Here is a 16,786-nt window from a genome sequence, read left to right on the forward strand (position 1 = left end):
CTGCTGGTCTTTGCTGATCTTTGCGGTCGGTACCGTTGCGGTCCGACCGTCGAACGGCGCGCGCCCGAACGGGTGAGACGCGTTCGTCGGGACTGTACGCGAGTGGGAAGCGGGGGGCGATGTGCTCTTCGACCGGGCTGCCCGTTAGCGTGCAGCCATGAGCGACGACGTACGGATGACCGCCTGGGTGCGCGGCCGGGTACAGGGAGTGGGCTTCCGCTGGTTCACCAGGGCAAACGCCCTGGAGATCGGCGGCCTGGTGGGCTTCGCCCTCAACCTCGACGACGGCCGGGTCCAGGTCGTGGCCGAGGGACCGCGTGAGAATTGCCACCGTCTGCTCGGCTGGCTCCACTCCGACGACACACCCGGACGCGTGGACGGAGTCACTGAGATCTGGGACACCCCGCGCGGAGGCTACGAAGGATTCGCCATCCGCTGACGATCACTCTCCGACACCCCTTCCGGTGACCCGTCGGGGTTCCGTGCGAACGCGCCGTAACGGGCGTGTGAAGGGAAAAGCGCCTGGTGGTTGCCAAGGAGCGCCCGCCGTGGAAGGCTGCCCGATGAGGTTGATCGCGACGCCCCGAGGCGCCGGGTCGAGACGCACCGCCGCCCCTGAGCGGCCGTGGACTCCCCGGCCGTCCCTCCGAACGGGGCGTGATCGTGTTGACCGTCAAACTTTTTGGTGAGACTCTGGAAGCCCCGCGCACCTTGGCTGTGGGGCAGTGGAACCGGCACAACAAGTCACTGCCGAACACCGCGGGTGCCAATCCCTCACGACCCACACCGCTTCGGTCGGTCACTCATTGTGGAGGACCATCCATCATGGCAAAGGCGCTTCTCGGATACGTCGGCGGCTCCGACCCGCGACTCCTCGCCGAGATGCGACGGCTCCAGCAGCGCGTCCAGGACCTCGAATCCGAGCTGGTACGGATCCAGTCCGAGAACGACGCGCTCGCCGCTGCCGCCGCTCAGCACCAGGGAGAGTCGCTGCTGGACAGCATCGACCTCGACGTACCCCAGGCGGAGCCTGCGCTCACCTGACAACCCAGCCCCGAGGGGCCAGGTGGGAAACACACAGGTCGGCGAGGCCGGCCGCCACACAGCCGCATATGGGGCTCGACGCATGTCGGCTGAACACGCAAGGGGCGCTTCGGCGTCCCTTCTTGCTTTCACCCGCTGTTTCCCCGGAGTCCCCCACTCCTCCCCCTTTCTCATCCGAGGATCTGCCCTGCACGTTCGCGGGTGAAACGCGCGGGCCCCGGTAGAGTCCCCGACGTGCACCTCAAGGCCTTGACGCTCCGCGGATTCAAGTCGTTCGCCTCGGCCACCACGCTGAGGTTCGAACCCGGAATCACCTGTGTCGTGGGCCCCAACGGATCGGGCAAGTCCAACGTCGTGGACGCCCTCTCCTGGGTCATGGGCGAGCAGGGCGCCAAGTCGCTGCGCGGCGGCAAGATGGAGGACGTCATCTTCGCCGGCACGACCGGGCGCCCCCCGCTCGGCCGCGCCGAGGTCTCGCTGACCATCGACAACTCCGACGGCGCCCTGCCCATCGACTACGCCGAGGTCACCCTCACCCGGATCATGTTCCGCGGCGGCAGCAGCGAGTACCAGATCAACGGCGACACCTGCCGCCTGCTCGACTTCCAGGACCTGCTGTCCGACTCCGGCATCGGACGCGAGATGCACGTCATCGTCGGACAGGGACAGCTCGACTCCGTGCTGCACGCCGACCCGATGGGCCGCCGCGCCTTCATCGAGGAGGCCGCCGGCGTCCTCAAGCACCGCAAGCGGAAAGAGAAGGCGCTGCGGAAGCTCGACGCGATGCAGGCCAACCTCGCGCGCGTGCAGGACCTCACCGACGAACTGCGCCGGCAGCTCAAGCCGCTGGGCCGGCAGGCCGCCGTCGCCCGCCGGGCCGTCGTCATCCAGGCCGACCTGCGCGACGCGCGCCTGCGCCTCCTCGCCGACGACCTCGTCCACCTCAGGGCGGCGCTCGACGCCGAGGTCGCCGACGAGGCGGCCCTCCTCGCGCGCAAGGAGGCCACCGGGACCGAGCTGCGCGCCGCCCTCGCGCGGGAGACCGCCCTGGAGGCCGAGGCACGCGCGCTCGTGCCCCGCCTGGAGCGCGCCCAGCAGACCTGGTACGACCTCTCCCAGCTCGCCGAACGCGTCCGGGGCACCGTCTCCCTGGCCGACGCGCGCGTGAAGAGCGCCACCACCGCGCCCCCCGAGGAGCGGCGCGGCCGCGACCCCGAGGACCTGGAACGGGAGGCGGCCCGCGTCCGCGAGCAGGAGGCCGAGCTCGAAGCCGCCCTGGAGGCCGCCGAACGCGCCCTGGAGGACGCCGTCGCCCACCGCTCCGACCTGGAGCGGGCGCTGACGGACGAGGAGCGCCGCCTCAAGGACGCCGCTCGCGCCCTCGCCGACCGCCGCGAGGGCCTCGCCCGCCTCCACGGCCAGGTCGACGCGGCCCGCTCGCGCGCCGCCGCCGCCCGGGCCGAGATCGACCGGCTCGCCGCCGCCCGGGACGAGGCGGCCGAGCGGGCCGCCGCCGCCCAGGAGGAGTACGAACGGCTCAGGGCCGAGGTCGACGGCCTCGACGCGGAGGACACCGGGCACGCCGGACGGCACGAGGCCGCCCGTCGCGAGCTCGCCGAGGCCGAGACCGCCCTGGGCGCCGCCCGCGAAGCCCTCGACGCCGCCGAGCGCCGCCGCGCCGCGACCCGCGCCCGCCACGACACCCTCGCCCTCGGACTGCGCCGCAAGGACGGCACGGGCGCCCTGCTCGCCGCCGGGATCGCCGGACTCCTCGGCCCGGCGGCCGACCTCCTCACCGTCACCCCCGGGTACGAGGTCCCCGTCGCCGCCGCCCTCGGCGCGGCCGCCGACGGGGTCGCCGCCGGGCCCTCCGCCGCCGCCGAGGCCCTCCGCCTGCTGCGCAAGCAGGACGCGGGCCGCGCCTCGCTGCTCCTCACCGGGGCCCGGGACCCGGCCCCGGAGCCGGTGGGCCCCGCGCCCGGAGGCCGTCCGTTCGCCGCCGACCTCGTCCGGGGACCCGCCGAACTCATGGGCGCCGTCCGCCGCCTGCTCGACGGCGTCGTCGTCGTGGACGACCTGGACGAGGCCGCGGAACTCGTCAGGACCCGGCCCGCGCTGACCGCCGTCACCACCGAGGGGGACGTGCTCGGCGCGCACTTCGCGCACGGCGGCTCCGCCGGCGCCCCCAGCCTCCTGGAGGTCCAGGCCTCCGTGGCCGAGGCCGCCGCCGAGCTCGACGAACTGGGCGCGCGGTGCGAGGCGCTGGCGGCCGCGCGGGAGGAGGCCGGCGAGCGGCGCCGCACCGCCAGCGCGCTCGTCGAGGAGCTCGACGCCCGCCGCCGTACCGCCGAGCGCGAGAAGTCCGCCGTCGCCCAGCGGCTCGGCCGGCTCGCCGGACAGGCCAGGGGAGCGGCGGAGGAGGCCGAGCGCGCCGACGCGGCCGTCGCCCGCGCCCGGGAGGTCCTGGAGAAGGCCGCCGCGGACGCCGAGGAGCTGGCCGAACGGCTCCTGGTGGCCGAGGAGGCCACCGGGGAGGGCGGGGACGAGGAGCCCGACGCCTCCGTCCGCGACCGGCTCGCGGCCGACGGCTCCCGGGCGCGCCAGACCGAGATGGAGGCGCGGCTCCAGGTCCGTACCCACGAGGAGCGGGTCAGGGGGCTCGCCGGGCGGGCCGACTCCCTCGACCGGGCCGCCCGCGCCGAACGGGAGGCACGCGCGCGTGCCGAGCAGCGCCGGGTCCGGCTCCGCCACGAGGCGGAGGTCGCCGGCGCGGTCGCCGCCGGGGCCCGGACGCTCCTGGCCCACGTCGAGGTCTCGCTGTCCCGTGCCGAGCGGGAGCGGGCGGTCGCCGAGGCGGCCAGGGCCGGCCGGGAACGGGGGCTCGCGGAGGCCAGGGCCCGGGGCCGGGACCTCAAGGCCGAGCTGGACAAGCTGACCGACTCCGTCCACCGCGGCGAGGTCCTCGGTGCCGAGAAGCGGCTGCGGATCGAGCAACTGGAGGCCAAGGCCCTGGAGGAGTTCGGCGTCGGGGCGGCCGCCCTGGTCGCCGAGTACGGCCCCGACCAGCCCGTCCCCCCGCCGCCCGCGGTCGAGGGGGAGGAGGGCGCCGGGCCCGCGGAGCCCCGGCCGTTCGTCCGTTCGGAGCAGGAGAAGCGGCTGAAGGCCGCCGAACGGGCCCACCACCAGCTCGGCAAGGTGAATCCGCTGGCCCTGGAGGAGTTCGCGGCCCTGGAGGAGCGGCACAAGTTCCTCTCGGAGCAGTTGGAGGACCTGAGGAAGACCCGGGCCGACCTGCTTCAGGTCGTGAAGGAGGTCGACCTGCGCGTCGAGCAGGTCTTCACCGAGGCGTACCGGGACACGGCCCGCGAGTTCGAGGGCGTCTTCTCGCGCCTCTTCCCGGGCGGCGAGGGCCGTCTCGTCCTCACCGATCCGGACGACATGCTCACCACCGGCGTCGAGGTGGAGGCCCGCCCGCCGGGCAAGAAGGTCAAGCGGCTCTCGCTGCTCTCCGGCGGCGAGCGCTCGCTGACGGCCGTGGCGCTGCTCGTCTCCATCTTCAAGGCCAGGCCCAGCCCGTTCTACGTGATGGACGAGGTCGAGGCGGCGCTCGACGACACCAACCTCCAGCGGCTGATCCGGATCATGCAGGAGCTCCAGGAGTCCTCGCAGCTCATCGTGATCACGCACCAGAAGCGGACGATGGAGGTCGCGGACGCGCTGTACGGCGTTTCCATGCAGGGCGACGGGGTATCCAAGGTCATCAGCCAAAGGCTGCGTTAGCGGCTCCGCCCGAGCCCGCATTCAAGAATTGAACGCGTGAGGCACTGCCTTGTCCTCTGTTCGTTGAGAGGGTGGGTATTGACTTCGAAACTTGAAGGCATAGTCTCTGCAACGTTGCTTTTACCTTCAAGTGGTGGGCGGCGTGAAGTTGTGCGCCACTGGAAGGGTTCGCCCCCCATGCCCCGACAACGCTGCCGGAGCCCCCAGGAGTCCATGTGACCAGCACTGAGCAGGCGCCCCCGCCGCCCCCCTCCGAAGGCCGCTCCGCCCACCCGGACCACCTCGGTCACGTCATCTTCATCACGGCCTCCGCCGCGATGGGCGGTTTCCTCTTCGGCTACGACAGCTCCGTCATCAACGGCGCCGTGGAGGCGATCCGCCACCGGTACGACATCGGCTCCGGCACCCTCGCCCAGGTCATCGCCATCGCGCTGATCGGCTGCGCCATCGGCGCCGCCACCGCCGGCCGGATCGCCGACCGCATCGGCCGCATCCGCTGCATGCAGATCGCCGCCGTCCTCTTCACCATCAGCGCGATCGGCTCGGCCCTGCCCTTCGCCCTCTGGGACCTCGCCTTCTGGCGGATCATCGGCGGCTTCGCCATCGGCATGGCCTCCGTCATCGGCCCCGCCTACATCGCCGAAGTGGCCCCCGCCGCCTACCGCGGCCGGCTCGGCTCCTTCCAGCAGGCCGCCATCGTCATCGGCATCGCCATCTCCCAGTTGGTCAACTACGGCATCCTCCAGCTCGCCGACGGCGACCAGCGCGGCAAGATCGGCGGCCTGGAGGCCTGGCAGTGGATGCTCGGCGTCATGGTCGTCCCCGCCCTCCTCTACGGCCTGCTCTCCTTCGCGATCCCCGAGTCCCCCCGCTTCCTGATCTCCGTCGGCAAGATCGACAAGGCCAAGGAGGTGCTCTCCGAGGTCGAGGGCAAGGGCGTGAACCTGGACCACCGGGTGGACGAGATCGAGCAGGCCATGCGCCGCGAGCACAAGTCCAGCTTCTGGGACCTGTTCGTCTCCGGCAGCCGCTTCAAGCTGCTGCCCATCGTCTGGGTCGGCATCGGACTCTCGGTCTTCCAGCAGCTCGTCGGCATCAACGTCGCGTTCTACTACTCCGCGACCCTCTGGCAGTCCGTCGGCATCGACCCGTCCAGCTCGTTCCTCTACTCGTTCACCACGTCGATCATCAACATCATCGGCACCGTGATCGCGATGGTCCTGGTCGACCGGGTCGGCCGCAAGCCGCTCGCCCTCGTCGGCTCCGCCGGCATGGCGATCGCCCTCGCCTTCGAGGCCTGGGCCTTCTCCGCCGACCTCGTCGACGGCAAGCTGCCCAACACCCAGGGCGTCGTGGCCCTCGTCGCCGCCCACGTCTTCGTGCTCTTCTTCGCCCTCTCGTGGGGCGTGGTGGTCTGGGTCTTCCTCGGCGAGATGTTCCCCAACCGGATCCGCGCCGCCGCCCTCGGCGTCGCCGCCTCCGCCCAGTGGATCGCCAACTGGGCCATCACCGCCAGCTTCCCGTCCCTCGCCGACTGGAACCTCTCCGGCACCTACATCATCTACACGGTCTTCGCCGTGCTCTCGATCCCCTTCGTGCTCCGGTACGTCAAGGAGACCAAGGGCAAGGCGTTGGAGGAGATGGGCTGACCCCCGCTGCCCCCTCTCCTCGTCCATCGAGACCGCCCCGCTCCGAGGCCCGCGCCCCGGACCGGGGCGGTCCTCGTGTCCGGCACCGCCGAACGGCGGACCGGTCCGCTGCCCGGAGGCGTGCCCCACGGGGAGTACGGGGGGCGCGGGCGGGGTGACGCCATACTGGACCCGTTATGGAACTCATCCTTGCTGTAGTCATCGCTCTGGTCGTCGCGGTCGCCGTGACGAGCGGGCTCGTGGTCAGCGGCCGCAAGAAGAAGCTGCCCCCGGCCGAGCCGCCGTCCACCCCGCCGACCATCACCGCTCCGCCCGCCGAACCGCGCGTCGGCGATGAGGCGGAGACACCGCGGGAAGAACCACGCCGCACGGTCGAGGAGGTCGAGCTCCCCACGGCCGAGGAGGCCACCGGGACCCCGACCGCCGTCGAGGACCCGGTCGTGGCCGAGCCCCCGGCCCCCGTGATCGAGGTCCCCGAGCCCACCGCCGGCCGTCTCGTACGGCTCCGGGCCCGCCTCGCCCGCTCCCAGAACTCGCTCGGCAAGGGGCTGCTCACGCTCCTGTCCCGCGAGCACCTCGACGAGGACACCTGGGAGGAGATCGAGGAGACCCTCCTCACCGCCGACGTCGGCGTCGCCCCCACCCAGGAGCTCGTCGAGCGGCTGCGCGAGCGCGTCAGGGTGCTCGGCACCCGCACCCCCGAGGAACTGCGCGGCCTGCTCCGCGAGGAGCTGATCACCCTCCTCGGCCCCGACCTCGACCGCGCGGTGAAGACCGAGAGCCCCGCCGACGTCCCCGGCGTCGTCATGGTCGTCGGCGTCAACGGCACCGGCAAGACCACCACCACCGGCAAGCTGGCCCGCGTCCTCGTCGCCGACGGCAAGTCCGTCGTCCTCGGCGCCGCCGACACCTTCCGCGCCGCCGCCGCCGACCAGCTCCAGACCTGGGGCGAGCGCGTCGGCGCCCGCACCATCCGCGGCCCGGAGGGCGGCGACCCGGCGTCGATCGCCTTCGACGCGGTCAAGGAGGGCATCGCGGAGGGCGCCGACGTCGTCCTCATCGACACCGCCGGCCGCCTCCACACCAAGACCGGCCTCATGGACGAGCTCGGCAAGGTCAAGCGCGTCGTCGAGAAGCACGGCCCGCTCGACGAGATCCTCCTCGTCCTCGACGCCACCACCGGCCAGAACGGCCTGATCCAGGCCCGCGTCTTCGCCGAGGTCGTCGACATCACCGGCATCGTCCTGACCAAGCTCGACGGCACCGCCAAGGGCGGCATCGTCATCGCCGTCCAGCGCGAGCTGGGCGTCCCGGTCAAGCTGATCGGCCTGGGCGAGGGCCCGGACGACCTGGCCCCCTTCGAGCCGGGCGCCTTCGTCGACGCCCTGATCGGCGACTGACCGCACGTCCACGCGCACGCGTAGAAGGGCCCCCGCCGGGAATCGGCGGGGGCCCTTCATCCGTACGGCCGTCAGTAGTGCGTGCGGTGGCAGATGTACGCCAGGGTGCCGAGCAGCAGCCGCGCCTGCGGCGGCGCGCCCGCCGTGTCCAGGGTCGGGGGCCGCAGCCAGCGCACGGGGCCGAGGCCGCCCAGGTCCGACGGGGGAGCGGTGACGTAGGAGCCGGGGCCCAGACAGTGCAGGTCCAGATCGGCGTCGTCCCAGCCCATCCGGTACAGGAGCCGCGGCAGCTCGGCCGCCGCCCCCGGCGCCACGAAGAAGCGCGCCCGGCCGGTCGGGGTCGCGCACACCGGGCCGAGCGGAAGGCCCATGCGCTCCAAGCGGACCAGGGCCCGCCGGCCCGCCGCCTCCGCCACCTCGATCACGTCGAAGGCCCGGCCCACCGGAAGGAGCAGCGCCGCGCCCGGGTACTGCGACCACGCCCTGGTCGCGTCGTCGAGCCCGGCGCCCGCCGGGACCGGCTCCGCGAAGGAGAACGGGTGCGCCCCGGGGGCCGCGCACACCGGATCGCCGCAGGAGCACCGACCCGAGACGGCCCGCGCGCCGGGGATCACGTCCCAGCCCCACAGCCCCGTGTACTCCGCCACCGCTGTGCACTCCGTGGCGCGTACGCGGCGGCGTGCGCCGGACCGCATCTCACGAATGCCGCCGATCGTGAAACCCATGTCCCCTCCAACGGGTCGAGCGCGCCGGTGGTTACGACCAGGAGTGCCGTCGTCACTCCCCGTCACGCTCCGTCATCGCGAGTGGCGCACGGCCGTACGGGGGGTGGCGCGGACCGCGACACGCGCCTCTCCGCGCATCCGTCCGCCGACTCCGGTTCGTCGCATGTCAAGTGAAGCGCGTTCCACGGGTGGCGGGTTCATTCGAAGGGGTGGCGAATGGTGGCGTTTCTTGAATCCCTCTCGTAGAGAGGTGATCGTAGGGTTACTTTCGGTACTCGAACCACGGGGCGCACTGCACGCGTGGGTATGCCGGTGGCAACCCGGTTTCCCGTTCGAAGGAGTGGGAACGCCGGACGGGGGCCGCGAGAGACGGCATCCTGGTAGGGGTTCGCACGACAGGCAATCAGGTGGATGGGGGCGTTCCAGTGGGCGGCAACGGCGCAGACGGTACGACTGCCGGCAAGCGCCCGAACGAGCAGTTGGGCTCGTGGTTCGTGCGCAGCGGCTGGTCCAAGGGCGAGCTGGCGCGCCAGGTGAACCGCAGGGCACGGCAGATGGGCGCGCACCACATCTCCACCGACACCTCGCGCGTGCGCCGCTGGCTCGACGGCGAGCAGCCCCGCGAGCCCATCCCGCGGATCCTCTCCGAGCTCTTCTCCGAGCGCTTCGGATCCGTCGTCGCCGTCGAGGACCTCGGCCTGCGCGCCGCCCACCAGTCGCCCTCCGTCTCCGGGGTCGACCTCCCCTGGGCCGGTCCCCAGACCGTCGCCCTGCTCAGCGAGTTCTCCCGCAGCGACCTCATGCTCGCCCGCCGGGGCTTCCTCGGCTCCTCCCTCTCCCTCGCCGCGGGACCCGCCCTCATCGAACCGATGCAGCGCTGGCTCGTCCCCACCCCGGCCGGCGACGTCGAGCGCCCCGCCCCCTCCGCCGACGCCCGCCGTCCGCACCGGCTCTCCGAGGCCGAGCTCAACCTCCTGGAGTCCACCACCGCCATGTTCCGCACGTGGGACGCCCAGTGCGGCGGCGGACTGCGCCGCAAGGCCGTCGTCGGACAGCTCCACGAGGTCACCGACCTCCTCCAGGAGGCCCAGCCCCTCGACGTCTCCAAGCGCCTCTTCACCTGCGCCGCCGAACTCGCCGAGCTCGCCGGCTGGATGAGCTACGACGTCGGCCTCCAGCCCACCGCCCAGAAGTACTTCGTGCTCGCCCTGCACGCCGCCAAGGAGGCCGGGGACAAGCCCCTCGGCTCGTACATCCTGTCGTCCATGAGCCGCCAGATGATCCACCTCGGCCGGCCCGACGACGCCCTCGAACTCATCCACCTCGCCCAGTACGGCAGCCGCGACTGCGCCACCGCCCGCACCCAGGCCATGCTGTATGCGATGGAGGCCCGCGCCTACGCCAACATGGGCCAGCCCTCCAAGTGCAAGCGGGCCGTCCGGATGGCCGAGGACACCTTCGCCGACGCCGGACTCGAGGGCGAGCCCGAGCCCGACTGGATCAGGTTCTTCTCCGAGGCCGAGCTCAACGGCGAGAACTCCCACTCCTACCGCGACCTCGCCTACGTCGCCGGACGCTCCCCGACGTACGCCTCGCTCGCCGAGCCCCTCATGGAGCGGGCCGTCGAGCTCTTCGAGAAGGACCCCGACCACCAGCGGTCCTACGCCCTCAACCTCATCGGCCTGGCCACCGTCCACCTCCTCAAGCGCGAGCCCGAGCAGTCCGTCGTCCTCGCCGAGAAGGCCCTCGGCGTCGCCCGCAGCATCCGCTCCGAGCGGGTCAACACCCGGCTCCGCAAGACCGTCGACCACGCCGCCCGCGGCTTCGGCGACGTCGCCGAGGTCGTCCAGCTCACCGACCGGCTCGCCCAGCTCCTCCCCGAGGCCGCCGAAGCGGTCTGACCCCTCCCGCCCGGGCCCCGAACGCCCGCCAGGACCCCGGCCGCGCCGGACGTCCCGTACTGCCCGACTCGGCTCCCCCGCCGCAAGGACACACGGACGCCGACGCGGCCGGTTCGCGTCCCCCGGCCCGTACCGGCCGCCCGCCCTGCGCCGTACGGGCGGAGAGTACGCCGTTACCTGCCCGTGACCCGCGTGTTCACGGTCACGTAACACGCCCCACCCCTTCGTCACGGCTCCGAAACATCGAGCGGCACCGCCGGAAACCGCGCTGCGCGAATCTCTGGCCCATAACCGGCCATCCCTCACGGCCGGCCGCTCTCCGGCCCCGCCCCGCACAGGCCGTACCGACGACGAGGAGACGCCGATGGCAGCAGCCATCACGACCCTGGCCGCAGACGCCCCCGCGCTGTCCGCCGCCAACACCGGGTTCATGCTCATCTGCTCCGCCCTGGTCATGCTGATGACCCCCGGACTCGCCTTCTTCTACGGAGGCATGGTCCGCGTCAAGTCCACCCTCAACATGCTGATGATGAGCTTCGTCAGCCTCGGGATCGTCACGATCCTGTGGGTGCTCTACGGCTTCAGCATCGCCTTCGGCACCGACGTCGGCTCGATCGTCGGCTGGTCCTCCGACTACGTCGGTCTCAGCGGCATCGGCATCACCGAACTGTGGGACGGCTACACCATCCCGGTCTACGTCTTCGCCGTCTTCCAGTTGATGTTCGCGATCATCACCCCCGCCCTCATCAGCGGCGCCCTCGCCGACCGCGTCAAGTTCACCGCCTGGGCCCTCTTCATCACCCTCTGGGTCACGATCGTGTACTTCCCCGTCGCCCACTGGGTCTGGGGCTCCGGCGGCTGGCTCTTCGAGATGGGCGTCATCGACTTCGCCGGCGGCACGGCCGTCCACATCAACGCCGGCGCCGCCGCCCTCGGCGTCATCCTCGTCATCGGCAAGCGCGTCGGCTTCAAGAAGGACCCGATGCGCCCGCACAGCCTCCCGCTGGTCATGCTCGGCGCCGCGCTCCTCTGGTTCGGCTGGTTCGGCTTCAACGCCGGCTCCTGGCTCGGCAACGACGACGGCGTCGGCGCCGTGATGTTCGTCAACACCCAGGTCGCCACCGCCGCCGCCATGCTCGCCTGGCTCGCGTACGAGAAGATCCGCCACGGCTCCTTCACCACCCTCGGCGCCGCCTCCGGCGCGGTCGCCGGCCTCGTCGCCATCACCCCCGCCGGCGGCTCCGTCAGCCCCCTCGGCGCCATCGCCGTCGGCGCGATCGCCGGCCTCCTCTGCGCCCTGGCCGTCGGCCTCAAGTACAAGTTCGGCTACGACGACTCCCTCGACGTCGTCGGCGTCCACCTCGTCGGCGGTGTCATCGGCTCCCTCCTCGTCGGCTTCTTCGCCACCGGCGGAGTCCAGTCCGACGCCAAGGGCCTCTTCTACGGCGGCGGCCCGGAGCAGCTCGGCAAGCAGGCCGTCGGCGTCTTCGCGGTCCTCGCCTACTCTCTGATCGCCTCCGCGATCCTCGCCCTGATCGTCGACAAGACGATCGGGATGCGGGTCGCCGAGGACGACGAGGTCTCCGGCATCGACCAGGTCGAGCACGCCGAGACCGCGTACGACTTCAGCGGCGCCGGCGGCGGCACCTCCTCCCGCACCACCGCCGCCGCCCCCGCCCCGGCCGTCACGCAGAACAAGAAGGTGGACGCATGAAGCTCATCACCGCGGTCGTGAAGCCGCACCGGCTCGACGAGATCAAGGAGGCCCTCCAGGCGTTCGGCGTCCACGGCCTCACCGTCACCGAGGCCAGCGGCTACGGCCGCCAGCGCGGCCACACCGAGGTCTACCGGGGCGCCGAGTACACCGTCGACCTGGTCCCCAAGATCCGCATCGAGGTCCTCGTCGAGGACGAGGACGCCGAACAGCTCATCGACGTCGTCGTCAAGGCCGCCCGAACCGGCAAGATCGGAGACGGCAAGGTGTGGAGCGTGCCGGTCGAGACCGCCGTACGGGTCCGCACCGGCGAGCGCGGTCCGGACGCACTGTAGGAACACGTGAGGAGCCGCCGGGTGACGAGCCTCGAAGTCAGCACGCAGAACGAAGACGCGGGACCCGGCGGTTACGCGGCGGCCCGGCTGCTCCTCCTCCACGAGAAGGAGCGGTCCGGGCCGCCGCGCCGTACCGCCCTCGCCCGCCTCACCGACGACTGGCTGGCCGGCCTCTTCGCCGCCGCCGCGCCGCCCCGCGGCACCGCCCTCGTCGCCGTCGGCGGCTACGGCCGCTCCGAACTCTCCCCCCGCAGCGACCTCGACATCCTCCTGCTCCACGACGGCACCGCCGACAAGGCCGCGATCGCCGCCCTCGCCGACCGGATCTGGTACCCCGTCTGGGACCTCGGCCTCGCCCTCGACCACTCGGTCCGCACCCCCGCCGAGGCCCGCACCACCGCCGCCGAGGACCTCAAGGTCCACCTCGGCCTCCTCGACGCCCGGCCCCTCGCCGGAGACGCCGGACTCGTCGCCGCCCTGCGCACCACCGTCCTCGCCGACTGGCGCAACCAGGCCCCCAAGCGCCTCCCCGAACTCGACGAGCTCTGCCGCGAACGCGCCGAACGCATGGGCGAGCTCCAGTTCCTCCTCGAACCCGACCTCAAGGAGGCCCGCGGCGGACTGCGCGACGCCCAGGCCCTCCGCGCCGTCGCCGCCTCCTGGCTGGCCGACGCCCCCCGCGAGGGCCTCGACCGCGCCCGCCGCCGCCTCCTCGACACCCGCGACGCCCTCCACCTGACCACCGGCCGCGCCACCGACCGGCTCGCCCTCCAGGAACAGGACGCCGTCGCCGCCGAACTCGGCCTCCTCGACGCCGACACCCTGCTCCGCGAGGTGTACGAGGCCGCCCGGACCATCTCGTACGCCACCGACGTCACCTGGCGCGAGGTCAACCGCGTCCTCAAGGCCCGCTCGGCCCGCCCCCGGCTCCGGTCCCTCCTGGGCGGCCGCTCCGGCGGCAAACCTCCGGTCGAGCGCACCCCGCTCGCCGAGGGCGTGGTCGAGATGGACGGCGAGGTCGTCCTCGCCCGCACCGCCCGGCCCGAACGCGACCCCGTCCTGCCCCTGCGGGCCGCCGCCGCGGCCGCCCAGTCCGGCCTGCCGCTCTCCCCGCACGCCGTACGCCGGCTCGCCGCCACCGCCAAGCCCCTCCCGGTGCCCTGGCCCGCCGAGGCGCGCGAGGAACTCGTCACCCTCCTCGGCGCCGGCGAGGCCACCGTCCCCGTCTGGGAGGCCCTGGAGGCCGAGGGGATCGTCACCCGGCTGCTCCCCGACTGGGAACGCGTCCGCTGCCGCCCCCAGCGCAATCCCGTCCACACCTGGACCGTCGACCGCCACCTCGTCGAGACCGCCGTCCGCGCCGCCTCGCTCACCCGCCGCGTCGGCCGCCCCGACCTCCTCCTCGTCGCCGCCCTCCTCCACGACATCGGCAAGGGCTGGCCCGGCGACCACTCCGTCGCCGGCGAGACCATCGCCCGCGACCTCGCCGCCCGCGTCGGCTTCGACCGCACCGACACCGCCACCGTCGCCACCGCCGTCCGCCACCACCTGCTCCTCGTCGAGACCGCCACCCGGCGCGACCTCGACGACCCCGCCACCGTCCAGGCCGTCGCCACCGCCGTCGGCACCCTCGGCACCCTGGAGCTCCTGCACGCCCTCACCGAGGCCGACGCCCTCGCCACCGGCCCCGCCGCCTGGTCCTCCTGGCGCGCCTCGCTCGTCGCCGACCTGGTCAAACGGGTCGCGGGCGTCCTCGCCGGCGAACCCCTGCCCGACCCCGAGGCTGCCGCCCCCAGCGCCGAACAGGAACGCCTCGCCATCGAGGCCCTGCGCACCGGCGAACCCGTCCTCGCCCTCCACGCCCGGGACGAGCACGCGGCCGGTCCCGGCGAGCACGCGGCCGACCCCGGCGAACCCGCTCCCGAGCCCGTCGGCGTCGAACTCGTCATCGCCCTGCCCGACCAGCCCGGCGTCCTGCCCGCCGTCGCCGGCGTCCTCGCCCTGCACCGCCTCACCGTCCGCGCCGCCGACCTGCGGGCCGTCGACCTCCCCACCGGCCTCGGCTCCGGCTCCGGCTCCGTCCTCGTCCTCGACTGGCGCGTCGCCGCCGAGTACGGCTCCCTGCCCGAGGCCGCCCGGCTCCGCGCCGACCTCGTCCGGGCCCTCGACGGCTCCCTCGACATCCCCGCCCGGCTCGCCGAACGCGAGGCCGCCTACCCCCGGCGGCGGGGCCTCACCGCCCCGCCGCCCCGGGTCACCGTCGCCGCCGCCGACTCCCGCCTGGCCACCGTCATCGAGGTCCGCGCCCAGGACGCCCCCGGTCTCCTGCACCGGATCGGCCGCGCCCTGGAGGGGGCGGCGGTCCGGGTCAGGAGCGCGCACGTCTCCACCCTGGGCGCCAACGCCGTCGACACCCTGTACGTGACCCGGCCGGACGGCTCCCTGCTGCCGCCGGAGGAGGCGGTGGACCTGGCGAGGACGCTGGAGACGGCGCTGGGGTGACCCGGGGACGCGTCCCCGCCCGTCCGATCCGGCGGGCGGGGACGATTCCTTTGCCGAGCCGGATACCCTGGAGGGCGATTCTCCGCCCCCGACCTCAAGGACCGACGAGCGCCGTGTTCGATACTCTCTCCGACCGCCTGAGCGCGACCTTCAAAAACCTCCGGGGCAAGGGTCGCCTTTCCGAGCAGGACATCGACAGCGCGGCCCGGGAGATCCGTATCGCCCTCCTCGAGGCCGACGTCGCCCTGCCGGTCGTGCGCGAGTTCATCCGGAACGTCAAGGAGCGGTCCCTCGGGGCCGAGGTCTCCAAGGCTCTGAACCCGAGCCAGCAGGTCATCAAGATCGTCAACGACGAGCTGGTCTCCATCCTCGGCGGCGAGACCCGCCGCCTCCGGTTCGCCAAGACCGCGCCCACCGTGATCATGCTCGCCGGTCTCCAGGGCGCCGGTAAGACCACCCTCGCCGGAAAGCTCGGCCTCTGGCTCAAGGGCCAGGGCCACTCCCCGCTGCTCGTCGCCTGCGACCTCCAGCGCCCCAACGCCGTCAACCAGCTCTCCGTCGTCGCCGACCGCGCGGGCGTGGCCTTCTACGGCCCCCAGCCGGGCAACGGCGTCGGCGACCCGGTCCAGGTCGCCAAGGACTCGATCGAGCACGCGCGCACCAAGCTCTACGACGTCGTCATCGTCGACACCGCCGGCCGCCTCGGCATCGACCAGGAGCTGATGCAGCAGGCCGCGGACATCCGCGACGCCGTCAGCCCCGACGAGATCCTCTTCGTCGTCGACGCCATGATCGGCCAGGACGCGGTCAACACCGCCGAGGCCTTCCGCGACGGCGTCGGCTTCGACGGCGTCGTGCTCTCCAAGCTCGACGGCGACGCCCGCGGCGGTGCCGCGCTCTCCATCGCGCACGTCACCGGTAAGCAGATCATGTTCGCCTCCAACGGCGAGAAGCTGGACGACTTCGACGCGTTCCACCCGGACCGCATGGCGTCCCGCATCCTCGGCATGGGCGACATGCTCTCCCTCATCGAGAAGGCCCAGCAGACCTTCGACGAGGAAGAGGCCGCCAAGATGGCCTCGAAGCTCGCGTCGAAGAAGGGCCAGGAGTTCACGCTCGACGACTTCCTGGCCCAGATGGAGCAGGTCCGCAAGATGGGCTCCATCTCGAAGCTCCTCGGCATGCTCCCGGGCATGGCCCAGATGAAGGAGCAGATCAACAACATCGACGAGAAGGACGTCGACCGCACCGCCGCCATCATCAAGTCGATGACCCCCGGCGAGCGCCAGGACCCGACGATCATCAACGGCTCCCGCCGCGCCCGCATCGCCAAGGGCTCCGGCGTCGAGGTCAGCGCGGTCAAGGGCCTGGTCGAGCGGTTCTTCGAGGCCCGCAAGATGATGTCCCGCATGGCCCAGGGCGGCGGCCTCCCGGGCATGCCCGGCATCCCCGGCATGGGCGGCGGCCCCGGCCGGCAGAAGAAGCAGGTCAAGCAGGCCAAGGGCAAGCGCAAGAGCGGCAACCCGATGAAGCGGAAGGCCGAGGAGCAGGCCGCCGCCGAGCGCCGCGAGCAGGCGCAGCAGGGCGGTGCCTTCGGCCTCCCGGCGGGCGGCCAGAGCCCGAAGGACTTCGAGCTGCCGGACGAGTTCAAGAAGTTCATGGGCTGAACGGCCCGTACGAGAAGGGGCCCGGGGCGGCGGGAAACCGCCCCGGGCCCCTTCTCGTCCCGCTTCATC

Annotated in this window: 11 protein-coding genes; 10 read left to right on the forward strand and 1 reads right to left on the reverse strand. The window is 72.7% G+C overall.

Features of this window, described 5'->3' with window-relative positions; translation table 11 throughout:
• Nucleotides 1–157: 157 nt before the first annotated feature.
• The 5 genes from ACFYNX_RS04640 (at nucleotide 158) to ftsY (ending at nucleotide 7,873) form a co-directional block, all read left to right on the forward strand.
• Nucleotides 158–439, forward strand: coding sequence for an acylphosphatase (locus tag ACFYNX_RS04640; protein ID WP_388657566.1), 282 nt, complete (start codon nucleotides 158–160; stop codon nucleotides 437–439).
• A gap of 386 nt (nucleotides 440–825) precedes the next feature.
• On the forward strand, nucleotides 826–1,044 hold the full coding sequence (locus ACFYNX_RS04645; protein ID WP_030220558.1) for a hypothetical protein: 219 nt from the start codon (nucleotides 826–828) through the stop codon (nucleotides 1,042–1,044).
• Between the two features lie 234 nt (nucleotides 1,045–1,278).
• The gene (gene smc / locus ACFYNX_RS04650) at nucleotides 1,279–4,824 is read left to right on the forward strand and encodes a chromosome segregation protein SMC (protein WP_388657569.1); all 3,546 of its coding nucleotides are present in this window, start codon (nucleotides 1,279–1,281) and stop codon (nucleotides 4,822–4,824) included.
• A 215-nt stretch (nucleotides 4,825–5,039) separates the two neighbouring features.
• Entirely contained in the window at nucleotides 5,040–6,473 is a 1,434-nt protein-coding gene (locus ACFYNX_RS04655; RefSeq protein WP_365546444.1) for a sugar porter family MFS transporter, read from the forward strand.
• Nucleotides 6,474–6,649: 176 nt separating this feature from the next.
• Nucleotides 6,650–7,873, forward strand: coding sequence for a signal recognition particle-docking protein FtsY (gene ftsY, locus ACFYNX_RS04660; RefSeq protein WP_365546441.1), 1,224 nt, complete (start codon nucleotides 6,650–6,652; stop codon nucleotides 7,871–7,873).
• A gap of 71 nt (nucleotides 7,874–7,944) precedes the next feature.
• On the opposite strand, the gene ACFYNX_RS04665 is transcribed toward ftsY, so the two are convergent.
• The gene (locus ACFYNX_RS04665; RefSeq protein ID WP_388657573.1) at nucleotides 7,945–8,598 is read right to left on the reverse strand and encodes a bifunctional DNA primase/polymerase; all 654 of its coding nucleotides are present in this window, start codon (nucleotides 8,596–8,598) and stop codon (nucleotides 7,945–7,947) included.
• Between the two features lie 425 nt (nucleotides 8,599–9,023).
• Here ACFYNX_RS04665 and ACFYNX_RS04670 point away from each other — a divergent pair, with 425 nt between their 5' ends.
• The 5 genes from ACFYNX_RS04670 to ffh all read left to right on the forward strand — a co-directional run bounded on the left by ACFYNX_RS04670 (nucleotide 9,024) and on the right by ffh (nucleotide 16,717).
• Entirely contained in the window at nucleotides 9,024–10,499 is a 1,476-nt protein-coding gene (locus ACFYNX_RS04670; protein ID WP_365546436.1) for a hypothetical protein, read from the forward strand.
• A 364-nt stretch (nucleotides 10,500–10,863) separates the two neighbouring features.
• Nucleotides 10,864–12,213, forward strand: a complete 1,350-nt coding sequence (locus tag ACFYNX_RS04675) for an ammonium transporter (protein ID WP_388657576.1) — start codon at nucleotides 10,864–10,866, stop codon at nucleotides 12,211–12,213.
• Nucleotides 12,210–12,548 carry a P-II family nitrogen regulator gene (locus ACFYNX_RS04680; RefSeq protein WP_015036464.1) on the forward strand — a complete coding sequence of 113 codons (339 nt, stop codon included), beginning with the start codon at nucleotides 12,210–12,212 and terminating at the stop codon, nucleotides 12,546–12,548. The genes ACFYNX_RS04675 and ACFYNX_RS04680 overlap by 4 nt, the downstream gene beginning before the upstream one ends.
• Nucleotides 12,549–12,569: 21 nt before the next feature.
• Nucleotides 12,570–15,050, forward strand: coding sequence for a [protein-PII] uridylyltransferase (locus ACFYNX_RS04685; protein WP_388657579.1), 2,481 nt, complete (start codon nucleotides 12,570–12,572; stop codon nucleotides 15,048–15,050).
• Between the two features lie 113 nt (nucleotides 15,051–15,163).
• On the forward strand, nucleotides 15,164–16,717 hold the full coding sequence (gene ffh / locus ACFYNX_RS04690) for a signal recognition particle protein (RefSeq protein ID WP_125665213.1): 1,554 nt from the start codon (nucleotides 15,164–15,166) through the stop codon (nucleotides 16,715–16,717).
• The last annotated feature ends 69 nt before the right edge of the window (nucleotides 16,718–16,786 follow it).

Origin of the sequence: Streptomyces sp. NPDC007872 (assembly GCF_042868165.1) — a bacterium.
Classification (GTDB): domain Bacteria; phylum Actinomycetota; class Actinomycetes; order Streptomycetales; family Streptomycetaceae; genus Streptomyces.